Source organism: Flagellimonas zhangzhouensis, assembly GCF_900102925.1.
Classification (GTDB): Bacteria; Bacteroidota; Bacteroidia; order Flavobacteriales; family Flavobacteriaceae; genus Flagellimonas; species Flagellimonas zhangzhouensis.
The window spans coordinates 635,152-650,746 of the sequence record NZ_FNKI01000001.1; the positions used below are offsets into that span (position 1 = coordinate 635,152).

15 protein-coding genes are annotated in these 15,595 nt (G+C 38.6%); 7 read left to right on the forward strand and 8 right to left on the reverse strand.

Annotation, left to right across the window (positions count from 1 at the left end; translation table 11 throughout):
• Nucleotides 1-18 precede the first annotated feature (18 nt).
• From BLQ18_RS02710 to BLQ18_RS02730, 5 genes are read right to left on the reverse strand one after another with little or no spacing between them, the layout of a single operon-like run.
• Complete coding sequence (locus BLQ18_RS02710; RefSeq protein ID WP_090292369.1) at nt 19-585, reverse strand: Crp/Fnr family transcriptional regulator; 567 nt, start codon at nt 583-585, stop codon at nt 19-21.
• Nucleotides 586-597: 12 nt separating this feature from the next.
• Nucleotides 598-1,173, reverse strand: a complete 576-nt coding sequence (locus tag BLQ18_RS02715) for a DUF7010 family protein (protein WP_090292370.1) — start codon at nt 1,171-1,173, stop codon at nt 598-600.
• Between the two features lie 22 nt (nt 1,174-1,195).
• Nucleotides 1,196-1,651 carry a hypothetical protein gene (locus BLQ18_RS02720; RefSeq protein WP_245668054.1) on the reverse strand — a complete coding sequence of 152 codons (456 nt, stop codon included), beginning with the start codon at nt 1,649-1,651 and terminating at the stop codon, nt 1,196-1,198.
• 11 nt (nt 1,652-1,662) lie between these two features.
• Nucleotides 1,663-2,058 carry a DoxX family protein gene (locus BLQ18_RS02725; RefSeq protein WP_090292372.1) on the reverse strand — a complete coding sequence of 132 codons (396 nt, stop codon included), beginning with the start codon at nt 2,056-2,058 and terminating at the stop codon, nt 1,663-1,665.
• Between the two features lie 15 nt (nt 2,059-2,073).
• Entirely contained in the window at nt 2,074-3,225 is a 1,152-nt protein-coding gene (locus BLQ18_RS02730) for a DNA polymerase III subunit (RefSeq protein ID WP_090292374.1), read from the reverse strand.
• 131 nt (nt 3,226-3,356) lie between these two features.
• Between BLQ18_RS02730 and BLQ18_RS02735 the strand changes: the two genes are divergently transcribed.
• The 3 genes from BLQ18_RS02735 (at nt 3,357) to BLQ18_RS02745 (ending at nt 7,292) form a co-directional block, all read left to right on the forward strand.
• Nucleotides 3,357-4,547 carry a phosphoglycerate kinase gene (locus BLQ18_RS02735; protein WP_090292375.1) on the forward strand — a complete coding sequence of 397 codons (1,191 nt, stop codon included), beginning with the start codon at nt 3,357-3,359 and terminating at the stop codon, nt 4,545-4,547.
• Between the two features lie 117 nt (nt 4,548-4,664).
• Nucleotides 4,665-6,266: a lytic transglycosylase domain-containing protein gene (locus tag BLQ18_RS02740; RefSeq protein ID WP_090293648.1), complete on the forward strand. Its 1,602-nt coding sequence runs from the start codon at nt 4,665-4,667 to the stop codon at nt 6,264-6,266.
• 12 nt (nt 6,267-6,278) lie between these two features.
• Nucleotides 6,279-7,292: a DUF4837 family protein gene (locus BLQ18_RS02745; protein ID WP_090292377.1), complete on the forward strand. Its 1,014-nt coding sequence runs from the start codon at nt 6,279-6,281 to the stop codon at nt 7,290-7,292.
• Between the two features lie 69 nt (nt 7,293-7,361).
• Here BLQ18_RS02745 and BLQ18_RS16950 read toward each other — a convergent pair whose 3' ends face one another.
• The 3 genes from BLQ18_RS16950 to tatA form a co-directional block, all read right to left on the reverse strand.
• A complete protein-coding gene (locus BLQ18_RS16950; RefSeq protein ID WP_175443702.1) occupies nt 7,362-7,532 on the reverse strand; it encodes a DUF6747 family protein in 171 nt (56 codons plus the stop codon).
• A gap of 246 nt (nt 7,533-7,778) precedes the next feature.
• The gene (locus tag BLQ18_RS02755) at nt 7,779-9,839 is read right to left on the reverse strand and encodes an OmpA family protein (RefSeq protein ID WP_090292380.1); all 2,061 of its coding nucleotides are present in this window, start codon (nt 9,837-9,839) and stop codon (nt 7,779-7,781) included.
• Between the two features lie 229 nt (nt 9,840-10,068).
• Nucleotides 10,069-10,266: a twin-arginine translocase TatA/TatE family subunit gene (gene tatA / locus BLQ18_RS02760; RefSeq protein ID WP_090292382.1), complete on the reverse strand. Its 198-nt coding sequence runs from the start codon at nt 10,264-10,266 to the stop codon at nt 10,069-10,071.
• 163 nt (nt 10,267-10,429) lie between these two features.
• Here tatA and BLQ18_RS02765 point away from each other — a divergent pair, with 163 nt between their 5' ends.
• From BLQ18_RS02765 to BLQ18_RS02780, 4 genes are read left to right on the forward strand one after another with little or no spacing between them, the layout of a single operon-like run.
• Nucleotides 10,430-11,299: a M23 family metallopeptidase gene (locus BLQ18_RS02765; protein WP_090292384.1), complete on the forward strand. Its 870-nt coding sequence runs from the start codon at nt 10,430-10,432 to the stop codon at nt 11,297-11,299.
• On the forward strand, nt 11,300-12,799 hold the full coding sequence (locus BLQ18_RS02770; RefSeq protein ID WP_090292386.1) for a GH3 auxin-responsive promoter family protein: 1,500 nt from the start codon (nt 11,300-11,302) through the stop codon (nt 12,797-12,799). It begins immediately after the preceding gene.
• 49 nt (nt 12,800-12,848) lie between these two features.
• A complete protein-coding gene (locus BLQ18_RS02775; RefSeq protein WP_090292387.1) occupies nt 12,849-14,537 on the forward strand; it encodes a DUF6909 family protein in 1,689 nt (562 codons plus the stop codon).
• A 6-nt stretch (nt 14,538-14,543) separates the two neighbouring features.
• The gene (locus BLQ18_RS02780) at nt 14,544-15,593 is read left to right on the forward strand and encodes a hypothetical protein (protein ID WP_090292389.1); all 1,050 of its coding nucleotides are present in this window, start codon (nt 14,544-14,546) and stop codon (nt 15,591-15,593) included.
• Nucleotides 15,594-15,595 lie beyond the last annotated feature (2 nt).

The following is a 15,595-nucleotide window of genomic DNA, read 5'->3' on the forward strand; positions in this document are numbered from 1 at the left end:
TAACACAATGAACCTAGGTTAAGAAATACGTTTTCGGATACGGCTCAAGGCCTGCGGGGTTATACCAATATAGGAGGCGATATATTTTAAGGGAATTTCACGAATCAATTCAGGTCGTTCATCAAATAGCTTCAAGTACCGTTCTTCTGCACTATCGTTCAACAGAGAAAGTTCCCTTTTGGATTTCTTAAGAAAAAGCTCCTCACTTGCTTTTCTTCCAATTAAATTTCCAATCGAGGTAGTTGTATAAACATCTTGTAAATCTTGATGACATAATCGCCATAAGATGGTATCCGTTATTGTTTCAACAACATATTCGGATGGGCTTTGGGTTAGAAAAGAATCATAGGCACTGACAAAAGCTCCGTTAAAAACAAAACCAAAAGTGAGATTTCCGTTTTCATTGGGCAAGTACAATCGAACAATACCTTTTTCAATGTAGGACAGGTAATTTTCTATACTACCTTTTTGAAGCAGTTGCGTTTTCCCAGGGAACTCATGTCGCGTTAGTTTTGATGAAAACAGTTTCCAATCTGAATCTGAGATGCCGAATTCTTCCTCAAAATAATGTCGTAATTGTTCCAAAATTATGAAAGGTTAATTCTGAGATTTTCGGTAAGATTGAAATAATAAACAACTAAATATCAATTCAATTACCGCACCACAAAGCGCAGAAACAGCGGAAGGGGCATTCAGAAAAAACAGACCAAATGCTACAAGACCCAAACACCCTCCTAAAATCCAATAGGTTTTTAGGCCATAAAGTGTGGAAAACGATAAATATCTCCCTCCAATTATAAGCAACATACCCTGAAAGAACCAAGCAGGATTCTGCAGCGAAAGAAGCAATGCCAAGGGAATGCACATCAACATAAAAATAGTTCCTTCCATGATCAATTTCCCCAATGGATTATGTTTGGAATGCTTTGCGGAAACACCCATGATCTTGGTTAAAATCAATCCCAAGGGATAAATAAGCATACCGCCAAAAAACAACGACCAAACTGCAGTTTGAGGAGCAACTAAATGGGCCACAATTGATACAGCCAACCAAACCAAACCTGATGCTAAAACACCAAAAGCGCCATTGGCATAGGCTTTACGCAAATCGGATTGTGCAACGTTTATGGAGTCAGAGTTGGATATGATTGACTCATGGGTGTTTTCGCTCATTTATAAGTTGGTTTAGAGTTCTTTACCTTTTAATTTCAATGTCTAGTTGCCTTCCTTCTTCAAAGGCTTTTTTGTCCATTCCATTGCCTACTGCCAAACCTACTGATAGGCCAATGGGAATTCCAATGCCCAAAAAGGCCATATTGCCCAAACTTGATCCCAATGCGGTTCCAATGGGTATGCCAAATACAAGCATTCCTAAAGCCATCCATTTGTTTCTAAAATGATTTATAGTAACAATTTTCAGCTTTTTCTCGAGTAATTCTAAAATACCCGACTGCTTTTTACGAATCAATTTTCTCAAAAGTTTATCGGAATCAGTTTCGGCATTGAGCTCATTAATATGCTTGTTGATGTCGAAAACAACCTCTTCAGGCAATCGTTTTTTCTTGATTTCTAGGGTCAATTGTTCAAATTGATCGTAGAGCTCTTTTGTTTTAGGGGCAAGGTCAGTTCTTTCGATAGGTTCAAGAATCATAGCTTGAAAATTTATTGCATCAAATACACCAAAAACACGGCGGGAATTAAGTACACAACAATGGTTCGGGCACCTTCATAGTCTTTGGCAACTCGTTGACCTAACAAAAGCATTAATAAAGTTACAGAAGAAAGTACCGCCCCATATAATCCGATAATACTTTCGCCATCCAAAAAGAATTGAATGACGCCAACCCCACTCATAATACCTGAAAGCATTTCCATAACCAATATAATACCCAAAAGTAGGGGGACAACACCCTTAAAAATAGATTTAGAAAAATGCCCTGTTAACCACCCCAAATTCCCTTTCCAATCCAGGATTTTATCAATTCCGCTCTGTAAAAAGGTGATGGTCAAAAAAATGAGCAATAAAATTTCTGTAGCATGTGCTAGTATCAAATCCATGAGATAAAGTATAATTTAGGCAGCCTTTGCGTGCAAAAGCCGAGTTAGTTTTATGGATAAATCTGTAAAAATGAGTTTGGAGTTACCGTTGCGTTCCACATGAAAAATAGCTTTTTCCAATTCATTCACAATCTCCAAAATATTGTTTTCATGAACAAAAGGGGCAAACTTGTTCAAGTCAAAACCCTCGATATGAATTTTGGAATACACTAGTTCATCAGCCTTGTAGTTTAAAAGCAAAGCTTGTCGCATCATGGTCAAGCAATAGTTCAGGAACTTCTTTTGTACTTCGCGTCCTGTTTTGGCCACTTCTTCGCTCCATAATATCAATTCCTGAATGGCACCTTTATTCCCTTTTGCCTTAAAGGCACTGCGAACCCATTGCACAAACCAGCGTTCAAACACCAAATCTTCCGAATCTTTGTTCAACAAATCCAATGCTTTGTTGAAATTACCATTGGCTTCCAAAGCAATGGTTTGGGATTCTGCTGGGTTGGCACCTCTTTTTAAAAGCTCATCGGAAATCACCTGTTCCGCCAAAGGGGGAAGGTTCAATATTTGGCATCGAGAACGGATCGTGTTGATGATCTGTTCTTCTTCTTCCGCGAGTAAAAGTAAAATGGTTTTTGCAGGAGGTTCTTCAATCAGTTTCAACAGTTTGTTTGCCGCAGAAACATTCATTTTTTCAGCCATCCAAACAATCAACACCTTAAATCCTCCCTCATAGGATTTTAAGGAAAGCTTCTTCACCATATCTTGGGCCTCATCCACACCAATTTGACCTTGCTTTTTCTCAATACCGATAAATCGATACCAATCAAACAAGTTGCCATAAGGTTGCTCTTTCACAAACTGACGCCATTCCTGCAAGTAATGATCACTCACGGCATGCGATTTAACTTTATCCGAATTGGAAACTGGAAAAGCAAAATGAAGATCGGGATGGGTTAGAGAATCACATTTGGTATTGCAAACTGTATTGTCACCCACATTTTCGCCACCCGAATTTCCACACAACAAATATTGGGCATAAGCAATGGCCATGGGCAATACTCCAGACCCTTCGGGACCAACAAAAAGTTGGGCATGGGCCACCCGACCTGTTTCGGCCGTGGTCACCAAATGGTTTTTAATATGCTCTAGTCCTAAAACATTTTTAAATAGCATATTTCAAAGATACATTTTTAGGTTCGTTCGCTTTGCGAAGTTTTTTGTTGGAAGTTTAAAAATAGGAAGGTTTCAGCCCAATGAAAAAGAAGGAAATCTTTACTTTTGGAAATCTATAAAGACCACACTACATGAAGACGATAGACGATTTTAATTTCGAAGGAAAAAAAGCATTGATCCGAGTTGATTTTAACGTTCCCCTGGATGGTGATTTCAACGTAACGGATACCAGTAGGATAGATGCCGCCAAACCAACCATTCTTAAGGTTTTGGAAGATGGAGGTTCAGCTGTTTTAATGAGCCATTTGGGAAGACCAAAAGGCAAGGCGAATCCAGATATGTCATTATCCCACATTTGTGAAACTGTTTCCGAAATTATCGGAGTTCAAATAAAGTTTGCTGAAAACTGTGTGGGTGCTGCTGCTGACGAAGCTGTTGCCAATTTACAAGACGGCGAAGTTTTATTATTGGAAAACCTTCGTTTTCATGATGAAGAAGAGGCTGGAGACGAAAGTTTTGCCGAAGCTTTGTCCAAACATGGAGACATTTATGTGAACGATGCCTTTGGAACTGCACACCGTGCACATGCTTCTACAACGATTGTTGCCAAGTTCTTCCCAGAAAATAAATGCTTTGGTTATTTGTTGGCCAAAGAAATCAAGGCCATCGACAAGGTGATGCAAACTGGAGAAAAACCAGTAACCGCTATTTTGGGTGGAGCCAAGGTATCTTCCAAAATCACCATTATCGAAAACATTTTGGATAAAGTCGATAACCTAATTGTTGGTGGAGGAATGACCTATACTTTCATCAAAGCGCAAGGAGGTAAAGTAGGGGATTCCATTTGTGAAGACGACAAAATGGAATTGGCCCTTGAAATTTTAAAACAGGCCGAAGCTAAAAACGTAAAGGTGTATTTGCCCGTTGATGTTTTGGCCGCTGATGATTTTAACAATGCCGCCAATACTCAATTTGTTGATGTAGATAAGATTCCTGATGGATGGCAAGGGTTGGACGCTGGTCCAAAAACCTTGGAAATCTTCAAACAAGTTATTTTGGCCTCCAAAACCATTTTGTGGAATGGTCCAGTTGGTGTTTTTGAAATGGAAAGCTTTGCCAAGGGTACTATCGCTGTTGGAAACTATATTGATGAAGCAACACAAGCTGGTGCTTTTTCACTAGTAGGTGGAGGCGACTCAGTTGCTGCGGTAAAACAATTTGGGTTTGATGACAAGGTAAGCTACGTGTCTACTGGAGGAGGAGCCATGTTGGAGAGTTTGGAGGGAAAAACCCTTCCAGGAATTGCCGCAATATTGGACTAACTATCACGTTATGAGTTATTGGGGGAGACCCCGAAAATGATTTGTTTTTCGCTTGAAATTTTATTTTTTCAAAAAAAAACGCCATTTTCGCCTGCCCCAAAATCAAATCTCTTGCGAATGAACCCAAAAAATCTAATTGCAGTCTGCACCGCGATGCTATCAGTAACCTCTTTTGTATGTGCACAACAGACAGATGCGGTTAACCCAGCTTCGCAAGATTCCACAACATCACAAGCCAACAACAAAGTGTTGGCAAATGTTGCCCCAATCAAAATTGATGGGCAGTTGGTCGCATTGACCAAATCGGAAAGCGGCACTTATCAATTACAGGATTTGGAAGAAGCTCGAAAGTACGATAGCCTTTGGCTTAAAGAGCTTTACAGCAATGCAGATTTGTTCAGTGATATGCTTTTGGAAATTCAAAATGGTCCAGAACAAGATTCGATTTTTGTAGTCGACCTTCCTACCGACACACTAAAGGCACGTTTGGCCCGAATGGATGAAAAAACACCATTTAAAGTCACTTATAATGCATCTTTAGAAAGTGTGATCAAATCGTTTTTAACAAGAAGAAGGGATTTGATGCAACGGATGATGACGGCCAGTCAATTTTATTTCCCGTTGTTCGAGCAGGAATTGGATAACCAAAATATTCCTTTAGAAATTAAATATTTGGCCATTGTGGAATCTGCCTTGAACCCCAAAGCGCGTTCTCGAGTAGGGGCAAAGGGACTTTGGCAATTTATGTATGCCACTGGAAAAATGTATGGATTGGATGTGAGCAGTTATGTGGATGAACGTCACGACCCTATTATGGCCACTAAAGCTGCCAGTAAATATTTGTCCAAATTGTATGACATTTTTGGGGATTGGGATTTGGCCTTGGCGGCATACAATTCAGGGCCTGGAAACGTGAACAAGGCTATTCGTAGATCGGGTGGGTATGAAAACTATTGGAACATTCGTCCATTTCTTCCACGTGAAACAGCGGGCTATCTTCCTGCATTTTTGGCCACCATGTACATTTTTGAATACGCCGAGGAACATGGACTTCAATATAAAAAGGCAGATAGGCCTTATTTTGACACCGATACGGTTCATGTAAAAAATCTTATCACTTTTGATCAAATCTCAAAATTGGTCAATATCAGCACCGAGGAATTGGAAATGTTGAACCCTGCCTATAAGTTGAACATTATACCTAAGGTTGAGGGGAAAAATTATGCCCTGCGTTTACCAACCACCAAAATAGGACAGTTCGTTTCCAACGAAGAAGAGATATATGCCTTTGTGAAAAAAGAGCTCGATTCTTTGGAGAAACCACTTCCCAACATGGTAACAGCTCAAGACCAAATTAGATATCGGGTAAAAAGTGGCGATTATTTAGGAAAGATTGCTGAACGTTATGGTGTGGGTGTAAGTCAAATAAAAAGATGGAATGGAATGCGAAGTAATGATCTTCGTGTTGGTCAGCGACTGACCATTTTCCCGAGAAAACCTTATGTGGCTTCAACTTCTACCAGTAGCACTTCAAAAAGTAATTCAAGTACCGCGAGTAATGCTTCAAAAGTGCATACGGTACAATCAGGAGATTCCCTTTGGACCATTTCTAAAAAATATCCAGGAGTTTCTATTGAAAATTTACGAGAATGGAACGGTATTAGTGGGAATAACCTAAAACCGGGCACAAAACTTAAATTGTGCAATTGTTCTTCGTAAATTTAGCACAAGATGAAAAAATTAGGAACACTATTATTTGCCATTGCAATTTTGGCATTGGGGGCCTGTAACCAATCAGGACCCAAAGAAAAATTTCTGCCACCCTCAACAGGGGGCATCAACTCCTTAACGGTGGTCATGGACACCGAATTGTGGAAAGGCCCTGTGGGGGATAAAATTCGAGATGAATTTGCTGCCCAAATTATTGGACTACCTCAAATAGAGCCGATTTTTACCATAATGCAATTACCTCCAAAAGTGTTTAAGGGCACAACAACCTATTCTCGATCCATTTTATACGTGGAACAAGATTCTACTTCTTTGGCACACATAAAAGATGATGCCTACGCCAAGCCACAAAAGGTAGCTGTGGTGACAGGACCTACTGAAGAGGTGTTGATCAAAAACTTGGATTCTTTGGCAAAAAGAGCTATCAAGGAGTTTAAAGCAGTTGAAATTACCGAAGCACAACATCGTTTTGAGCGTTCTTTAAGTAAGGATAAAGCTTTGGAAGAGGAATTTGGAATCAGCTTAAAGGTTCCTTCACTGTACAAAGTGGGAAAAAGGGAAGATAATTTTATTTGGATGGATATTCAGATTCCGAAGGGAACCATGAACATTATTGCCTACCAAATGCCTTGGGATTATTTTAAAAGTGATTCTACCTTGGTAGAGGACATTATGCGCATGCGTGATTCCATTGGTCAAAAATATATTCCAGGGCCAGATATGCCTGGTAAAACAACCTACATGATTACCGAAAAGGCATTTTCTCCCTATGTTTTCCCAGCTGAGATTGGTGGAAAAAAGGCAGCAGAGGTTAAAGGCGTTTGGGAAATCCACGGATATCCGATGGCTGGACCATTTCTAACCTATATTATAAACGATAAAGAGAACAATCGAAAAATGATTTTGGAAGGTTTCACATTTGCGCCTTCTACAGAAAAAAGAGATTATATGTTCGAGCTTGAAGCTATTTTGAAAACAGTTTCTTTTGAACCAGCAGAAGAACCGGTTTCAGACTAGGTTTCTGAACACATACAAATCAAAAAGCCCCAACTTTAGTTGGGGCTTTTTTTGTTTTATAAGTTATGTTTAGTCAAAAGCGAAACCAGTTGCAATCCTGTAAATAAAGGCATACAGCACTATAAAGAACATGATGAAACTAAACCAAGCGAAAATTTTAAAATACCTTTCTACAACGAAGTGGCCTATGTTCCTAAATGCATCCAAATAAATTTCCTTAACAAGTAATAGTCTTTTCATAAGTAAGATTTTAAGATTTATTGAGATGACAAAGTTTTGTTTTTGCAAATAGGAATGGAAAACAAAAGGATAAAAGACACAAAATCAACGTCTAAAATGCAATAGGAGTCCTTGAAATCCACTAAGGTATTGGATTGATCGATAAACAGCACTTTTGAAATAGATCCGTTGCCGAGCCCAATGATCGATGAAATGCACTATTGGGCAATAACCATAAAAAAACCACCTATTTAGGTGGCCTTTTTATTATTGTGAGAGAATTATAAACTCCGACCTTCGATTTAATTGGTGTTTATCAGGCGGACAATAGTTGCCATCGGAACAATTATTTAAGAGTCGCTCCTCGCCATATCCTATTGCACTTCTTATTCTTGAGGGGTCTATCCCTTGTGAGATAATATAGTTTCTAGTTGACTTCGCTCTTCTATCGGATAGGTATTTGTTATATGCTGAGTTGCCAATGGCATCAGTATGGGATTCAATTTTTATTTCCAGTTTTGGATTAGCATTCATGGCTGTTACCAATTTATCCAACTCTTTTGATGCCGATGTGTTGATTTCAAAACTGTCAAAAGCAAAGTAAACATTATTAGGTTCGAATAGTTCGAGCGCTTCCTTACTCTCATTTAGGAGTAATTGTTTTTGCAATTTATGTGAAACCTCAATATTCTCATTGTTTTGTGTAATCGCCGTTTGGGTGTTAGAATCGTACCCTTCTTTTTCGGCTTTTAAAGTATATTCTGTTGCTGGGTCCAAATTTTCAAAATGATACTGCCCGTTTTCATCAGTTTCACTTTGAGCAATTAATTTACCGTCAGAACCGATCAATGAAATGTTGGCGCCGATAAGTTTTTCATCAGAAACAAAATCGGTAACAGCTCCAGTAATTTGATTTTCGTTTGGGGTGAATTTAAAAGAGTAGATGTCATCATCTCCCTTACCCCCTTTTCGGTTAGAGGCAAAATAACCTTGAATTCCTTTTGTGTCTATAATATAAGAGAAATCGTCACGGCGACTATTAATGGGAGTACCTAAATTGACTCCTACGCTGAACACTTCTCCTGTAAACTCAGATTTGTATACATCCAAACCACCCAAGCCCATAGATCTATCAGAAGAAAAATAAAGCGCATTTGAAGCGATATAAGGAAACATCTCCTTTGCGGCAGTATTTACAGACCTTCCAAGGTTTCTGGGTTCGGAAAAGGTTCCGTTTTCGCGAATATCAACTTCATAAATGTCCGTTTGTCCAAATCCACCTGGTCTGTCCGACACAAAATACATTTTCTTACCGTCTGGACTTATAGTTGGATGTCCTGTGGAGTAGTCGTCGCTATTAAAGGGCAACTCTTTTGCAGAAGTCCATTCCCCATCAACCAAACTAGAACGATAGATTTTAAGGTGGTTGATGCCATTTTTACCTCTCCTCAGCTTTTTACCATAATTGTTACGGGTAAAATAGATGGTTTTCTGATCAGGAGAAAATGCCATCGAGGCTTCATGGTATTTGGTATTTATTTTCTTGGAGAATTTTTTGGAACCCATCAGGTCTCCGTCTTCATTCTTTTGCTTAGCAACATATAAATCAAGAAAAGGTTGGTTGGTCCATTTATATTTTCTTGTCACAAAAATGGAAGAGTCCTTCGCCGAAGAATACACAATTTCAGAATCTTTGTGGAACATGGGCGAAAAATCGGAGTACTGGGAATTTATGGCCATATTTTTAATGGTCACCAAATTGGCCCTATTGGAACCTAAAGGTTCGCTGTTTTCCAATTCCGCAAGCGGTTCATCTCTTTTTAAACGATTTAATTTAGCAATGGCAGCGGCTCTTCTATATTTTCCAGTACCCTTTAAGGTTTCGGTGAAATTTGAATAAGTGGTGTCAGAAATCTCATTTTGATACAGATCATAAAGTTCGTTGTACCATTTATAGGCTTTTTCTAGATTTCCTGTATAATAATGTGAATCCCCTGCATTGGACAACAAGGCTGAGGTATGTTTGGCCTCTGTTTTTTCCAAAACAATGTCATATATGCGAGCCGCCTCGGCATACCACATGTTATCGAAGTATAAATTCGCTTGCTCAATAAGTCTTTCCTCACTTCCAGTTTCATTTAAATCGGAATTGAAATCGCGATTTTTCAAGGTATCCAACAAAACAATCTTGGACTCTGGTTCGGAAGCATTGGAATTTGACTTCAACACAGGCTTGTTCCCGTCATGGTTTAATGACACAAGGGAAACTTCTTGGGAATAACTTGCCAAGGAAGCACTTATAATAAGTAAAAGAAATAGTCTTTTCATTAACTCTCCATCTGCTCAAACAAGAATCAAATTCTTATTTGGAGGTTAAGCATAGAGGGCCTAACGTCTTAATTTGTAAAACGAAAGTAAGTTAATGAATTGGGGAGGTTAACTTTTTGTTGTGAACGGATTATTTTGTGGCATGTATGGATGAAAATTGTGGTTGTTTGTCGAAAAGCCCACATGGTTAGGGGCATTCAACAGCCATACATTTTACAAAATCGAGGGTTTACGATTTGGATTCGTTGCTGCCGCCCTCCAATTTTTCGTCCTCTTTGGTGGCATCCTTAAATTCTTTGATTCCGCTACCAAGTCCTCTCATAAGTTCTGGTATCTTTCTTCCTCCAAAAAGCAATACAACAACCAAGACAATCAATACGATTTGCCATGGACCAAGCATACCAAGAAATATAGTTTGAGAAATCATAATGTCTAAACTTAAATTGAAAAGTAAAAGTAGTAAAAAGAACTGTAAGACGGTATCCGATTAACGAAAATTAGCATTTACTACTTCAATAATAAGGTAAAAACCTATGGCTTTTTAAAAAGCTTAACACCTTAATTAAAATCTAAGACTATCTTTGTTAATTATGGCAAAGGACAAAAAGAAAAGAAAAGAGATAAGACGCAAGCTACTGCACAAGTATCGTTTGGTGATTCTCAATGAAAGTACCTTTGAAGAAAAGATATCATTCAAACTGAACAGGCTCAATGTTTTTGTGACTGGAACTTTGTTCATTATTGTATTGATTGGTGTTACCACACTGATTATTGCCTTTACCCCACTTAGGGAATACATTCCTGGGTATTCATCCACAAAACTTAAAAGACAGGCCACAGAGCTAACGTATAAAACGGATTCGTTGGTCACTGTTTTAAATTATACCAATAAGTATTTAGATAATGTTCGTATGGTTTTGCGCGGAGATATTGAAAACAACCAGCAAAATCGTGATTCACTTTTTGAGGAATATAAATTGGACCCTTCAACAGTGGACCTAAGCCCCATTCGAGAGGATTTACTTCTGAGGGAAGAGGTTGAGTTGGAAGACAAATACAATCTTTTTGAAAGGAACATTGAGAACATGGCGACCTTGCTTTTCTCTCCAGTTGACGGTACCCTTTCACAAGGGTTTGATCAAAAAACAAAACACTATGCAGTGGATTTGGTCGCTCCCAAGGACACTCCAGTTAAAGCCATTGCAGACGGAACAGTACTATTTGCGGAGTGGACAGCAGAAACGGGATACGTAATGATTGTGGAACACCAAGACGCTTTAACCTCGGTTTACAAGCACAATGGTTCTTTGAGTAAAGCTCAAGGAGACATGGTAAAAGCAGGAGAGGTGATAGCAGCCATTGGAAATACAGGAGAATTAACAACTGGTCCACACTTACATTTTGAACTTTGGAGAAGGGGAAAACCTGTAGACCCCCAAAATTATATTGACTTCGATTAAATGTCCTTAAAAGCATTTGCCGCCAGAATCTTTGCCAAAAGAATAGCCCAAAAAACCTCTAAATGGGTCAATAGCCCTGTTGAATCGCAGGAAAAAGTATTCAAGGAGCTTATCGCTCAGGCAGCCAACACCCAATTTGGAAGAGACCACAACTTTGGGTCAATTTCATCATATAGTGATTTTGCAAAACAAGTGCCTATCCGTGATTACGAAGAATTAAAAGGATATGTGCAGCAAATCATAGATGGCAAGGAAGATGTGCTTTGGCCTGGTAAGCCCATTTATTTTGCCAAAACTTCGGGAACGACTTCTGGAGCCAAGTATATACCGATAACCAAAGAGTCCATAAAAAATCAGGTAGAAGCATCAAGAAATGCCATACTCAACTACATTCATGAAACAGGCAATGCCGATTTTGTGGACGGTAAAATGATTTTTTTGCAGGGCAGTCCCATTTTGGAAGATAAAGGAGGCATCAAACTTGGTAGACTTTCAGGGATTTCGGCTCATTATGTACCTAATTACCTTCAAAAGAATCGATTGCCCAGCTGGGAAACCAATTGCATTGAAGATTGGGAAACCAAAGTGGATAAGATTATTGAAGAAACCGAAAATGAAAACATGACGGTGATAGCTGGAATTCCATCTTGGGTGCAGATGTATTTTGAAAAGTTGAATGCCAAAACAGGAATGAAGGTTGGAAACCTATTTAAGGAGTTCCAATTGTTCATTTACGGAGGGGTTAACTATGAACCCTATCGAGCAAAATTTGAAAACCTGATTGGTAGAAAAGTGGACAGTATTGAATTATTCCCTGCCAGCGAAGGATTTTTTGCCTATCAAAATTCCCAAAAGGATAAAGGCATGCTATTGCTCTTAAATTCAGGGATATTTTATGAGTTTGTGCGAGCTGATGAGTTTTTTGATGAGGGTCCTAAGCGTTTGACCATTTCAGAAGTAGAATTGGATGTGGATTATGCTATGATAATTTCGAGCAATGCGGGATTGTGGGGGTACAACCTTGGAGATACCATTCGGTTTATTTGTAAAAAACCTTACAAAGTTGTGGTATCGGGCAGAATCAAGCATTTTATATCAGCTTTTGGTGAACATGTTATTGCTAAAGAAGTTGAAGAAGCCCTTCAATTGGCCATTGCACAGACCGATGCCTTGGTAAATGAATTTACCGTGGCGCCGCAAACAAGCCCAGAAGATGGAGAACTTCCTTATCATGAATGGTTAATTGAATTTGAAAAACAACCTTCTGATGCTAATAAGTTTTCTAGCATTATTGAAGAAAGCATGAAAAAACAAAATAGCTATTATTTTGATTTGATTGACGGCCACATTCTTCAACCTTTAAAAATTACTCTAATTAAACCCAACGGTTTTCAAGAATACATGAAATCTATTGGCAAATTTGGAGGTCAAAACAAAGTACAACGGCTTGCTAATAACCGTAAAGTGGCAGACGGGCTTCAGTCATTTAAAATTAGTTAGCTCACCAAAGAGTACTTTTCATAGGAATTCCCTTATTTTGCCTTTAGATATGATGGCAACAGAAGTAAAACAAACTACTAGGGCTCAGGAGTCCACTAATGCTATTGAGCGTTTGTACATCACCATGCGACATTTGCTTAATCGCGGATTTTATAAACCTTCGGGAGTTTCGGGCAATGCCTTGCGCAATGCTCTTTTGCTATTGCGTCCAGAAATTTATGGAACCATCGCAGAAGACAAAGCGGAACTCAATGGATTAATTTATGTTTTGGAACGACTTCCCGATGGTATCGAGGAATGCCGATACATCAATCTTACTTCGGATGAGGGTTTTGCAAAATCACACCTAAAACCCATTGTACCCCCAAAACGAAGACGCAATTGCTATCGCATCGACGATGAGCAAATGAATATTGAGATCACACGTGGTCGAAGCGATATTTATGATATTCTAACTCACCTTACTTTTTTATACATCGAATCTGGAAAGATTTGTAAGCGGGTTTTGGTGGAGGATGGAACCGCAACTATTCGTGATTGGGATAAGTTGACCGAGTTTGTGCTGAGCGAGGAAAAAACCAATGACGAAAGAGAAGTCGCCATGATTCATGCCGCCAATATTTTAGGGCGCACTTTTGATGAGGTAGTCGATATTCAGGATAAACTTAAAACTGCACAGGATCCAGACCGTTTTTTGAACTTGATCTTTTGGTTGGGCAAACTGGCCATTGAGGAGGAAACTACCAAGGAGAAAAGGACCATCACTTTCAGCCCACTATTAAGAGAGCGGTTAGGCCATCACTTACATGGCGAAAAATGGGCCACCAAAATAAAGCAGACCCTTAAGGAACATAATCTTTTACATCGTCCGCTACATATTATCAGTGCCAATATGCATAGTGTAATGAACTCTCTTTTTGCCAAAAAGGCATTATCAGAGGAATTTCCAGAAACCAATTCATTAGAGATATTTGAAGCCTTGAGTTCCGAAAAGAACAAGGCACTCAATAAAAAGGTAAAGTCACATGCTGAAAGTAATGGGATGATCTTTATAGATGATGAATCAGGGGCGAACATTGATGTACAGATATTTGATACCGCAAAGTTTGCCAATGGTAGTTGTTGTTTTGAACTTGCTGAAGGAATTTCCGAAGCGGAAAAACCCGTTATATTTGTAATGGACTATGCTTTCGGGGAGCAAGCCTATGAAACCATTGATGAATTAATGAAACCCTTAAAAGAGGATGGCAAAAACCATTTTTTAAATGTGGATTCGGCATCGATTATGGGGAAAGCAGGTATTTTGGAAGGAGGCAAAGGGGATTTGATGATTCCTTCCGCCCATATTTTTGAAGGTACGGCAGACAACTATCCGTTTCACAATGAACTTTGTGCATCAGATTTTGAAGGCAATGGCTTAAAAGTTTTGGAGGGCACCATGGTTACGGTTTTGGGGACCTCGCTTCAAAATAAGGACATACTCCAGTTTTTTTATGAATCAACATGGAATGTGATAGGCTTGGAGATGGAGGGCGTACATTACCAAAAGGCAATTCAATCAGCATCCAGAATTAGAAAAAGTATAAAAAAGGATGTAAAAGTGCGTTATGCATACTACGCATCTGACAATCCCTTGGAAACTGGAAGCACATTGGCTTCTGGTGGATTGGGAACAACAGGGGTAAAACCCACCTATTTGATAACAGACAGGATTTTAAAACAAATATTCAACACATAGAAGGGTATGGCAGACCAACCAGTAAATCAGAATAATTCAGATGAAATAGATTTGGGACAATTGTTTCAGATGATTGGAAATGCGTTCCAGAAATTCTTCAATTTTATAGCGAGTATTTTTAAAGGAATCTTCCATGTTTTCATGCTACTCCTTCTTTTTATTCAGAAGAACATAGTTATAATTGCGGCAGCCGTTATTATAGGAGGTGTCGGTGGATTTGTTTTGGATAAATTGACACCAACAAAATATGTCTCCAAGATGGTTGTGGAACCCAATTTTAATAGTGTTCAACAACTTTATAATAATATTTCATTTTATAACGACCTAGCAGAAGCTCAAGATTCTGTTGCTTTGGCCACCGCATTGAATATTACAGAGAGAGAGGCAGCTACTATAAAGGAGATTTTTACTGACTCCTATTCAGATGAAAATCAAAAAATTAAGCTGTTCGATGAATTTATTCGAGAATTGGATACAACTACAATTAAAACAATTGATTTTCAAAATTATCTCGAAAATTTTAATTCGATGGATGCCAGGTTTCATCAAATTTCTGTGATAAGCACCAACAATAGAGTTGCTAAAAAAACGCAGCCTTCGATTATCAATTCCATTTCGGTGAACGAATATTTTAAGTTACAAAAAAGAATCAACGATGAAAACTTATCTATGCAAGACACCATTTACAGAAAACAAATGGTTGAAATAGACTCTTTACAAAGCTTGTACAGAACGGTTTTAGTAAAAGAGGCGGATAAACCCATGCAAGGTACCAGTATAAATTTGGCTGAATCTGGGGAATCACAAAGTCGCGAACTGGCCCTTATTCAAGAAAAGGACGTTTTAAAAGAAAAAATGGTTGCCTTGAACAGAGAACGTGCAAATAAATCTACAATAATTAATGTCATAAGTGATTTTCCTGCGCGAGGGGTTGAGATGAAGGGTATTTTGAATAGTTACAAATTTAAGCTTCCAATTGTTTTACTATCATTGGTTTTTGGAATTTTATGGATATTGCACCTAAACAGATTTTTGAAAAAGTATAGAGAAGAATAAGA

Excerpts from the sequence above, each read along its gene's own strand:
- BLQ18_RS02770 (WP_090292386.1), top strand. The coding sequence starts at position 11,300 with ATGTCCTTAAAAGCATTTGCCGCCAGAATCTTTGCCAAAAGAATAGCC.
- BLQ18_RS02730 (WP_090292374.1), bottom strand. The coding sequence starts at position 3,225 with ATGCTATTTAAAAATGTTTTAGGACTAGAGCATATTAAAAACCATTTG.
- BLQ18_RS02725 (WP_090292372.1), bottom strand. The coding sequence starts at position 2,058 with ATGGATTTGATACTAGCACATGCTACAGAAATTTTATTGCTCATTTTT.
- BLQ18_RS02775 (WP_090292387.1), top strand. The coding sequence starts at position 12,849 with ATGATGGCAACAGAAGTAAAACAAACTACTAGGGCTCAGGAGTCCACT.
- BLQ18_RS02765 (WP_090292384.1), top strand. The coding sequence starts at position 10,430 with ATGGCAAAGGACAAAAAGAAAAGAAAAGAGATAAGACGCAAGCTACTG.
- BLQ18_RS02745 (WP_090292377.1), top strand. The coding sequence starts at position 6,279 with ATGAAAAAATTAGGAACACTATTATTTGCCATTGCAATTTTGGCATTG.
- tatA (WP_090292382.1), bottom strand. The coding sequence starts at position 10,266 with ATGATTTCTCAAACTATATTTCTTGGTATGCTTGGTCCATGGCAAATC.
- BLQ18_RS02755 (WP_090292380.1), bottom strand. The coding sequence starts at position 9,839 with ATGAAAAGACTATTTCTTTTACTTATTATAAGTGCTTCCTTGGCAAGT.
- BLQ18_RS02740 (WP_090293648.1), top strand. The coding sequence starts at position 4,665 with ATGAACCCAAAAAATCTAATTGCAGTCTGCACCGCGATGCTATCAGTA.
- BLQ18_RS02720 (WP_245668054.1), bottom strand. The coding sequence starts at position 1,651 with ATGATTCTTGAACCTATCGAAAGAACTGACCTTGCCCCTAAAACAAAA.
- BLQ18_RS02735 (WP_090292375.1), top strand. The coding sequence starts at position 3,357 with ATGAAGACGATAGACGATTTTAATTTCGAAGGAAAAAAAGCATTGATC.
- BLQ18_RS02780 (WP_090292389.1), top strand. The coding sequence starts at position 14,544 with ATGGCAGACCAACCAGTAAATCAGAATAATTCAGATGAAATAGATTTG.
- BLQ18_RS02715 (WP_090292370.1), bottom strand. The coding sequence starts at position 1,173 with ATGAGCGAAAACACCCATGAGTCAATCATATCCAACTCTGACTCCATA.
- BLQ18_RS16950 (WP_175443702.1), bottom strand. The coding sequence starts at position 7,532 with ATGAAAAGACTATTACTTGTTAAGGAAATTTATTTGGATGCATTTAGG.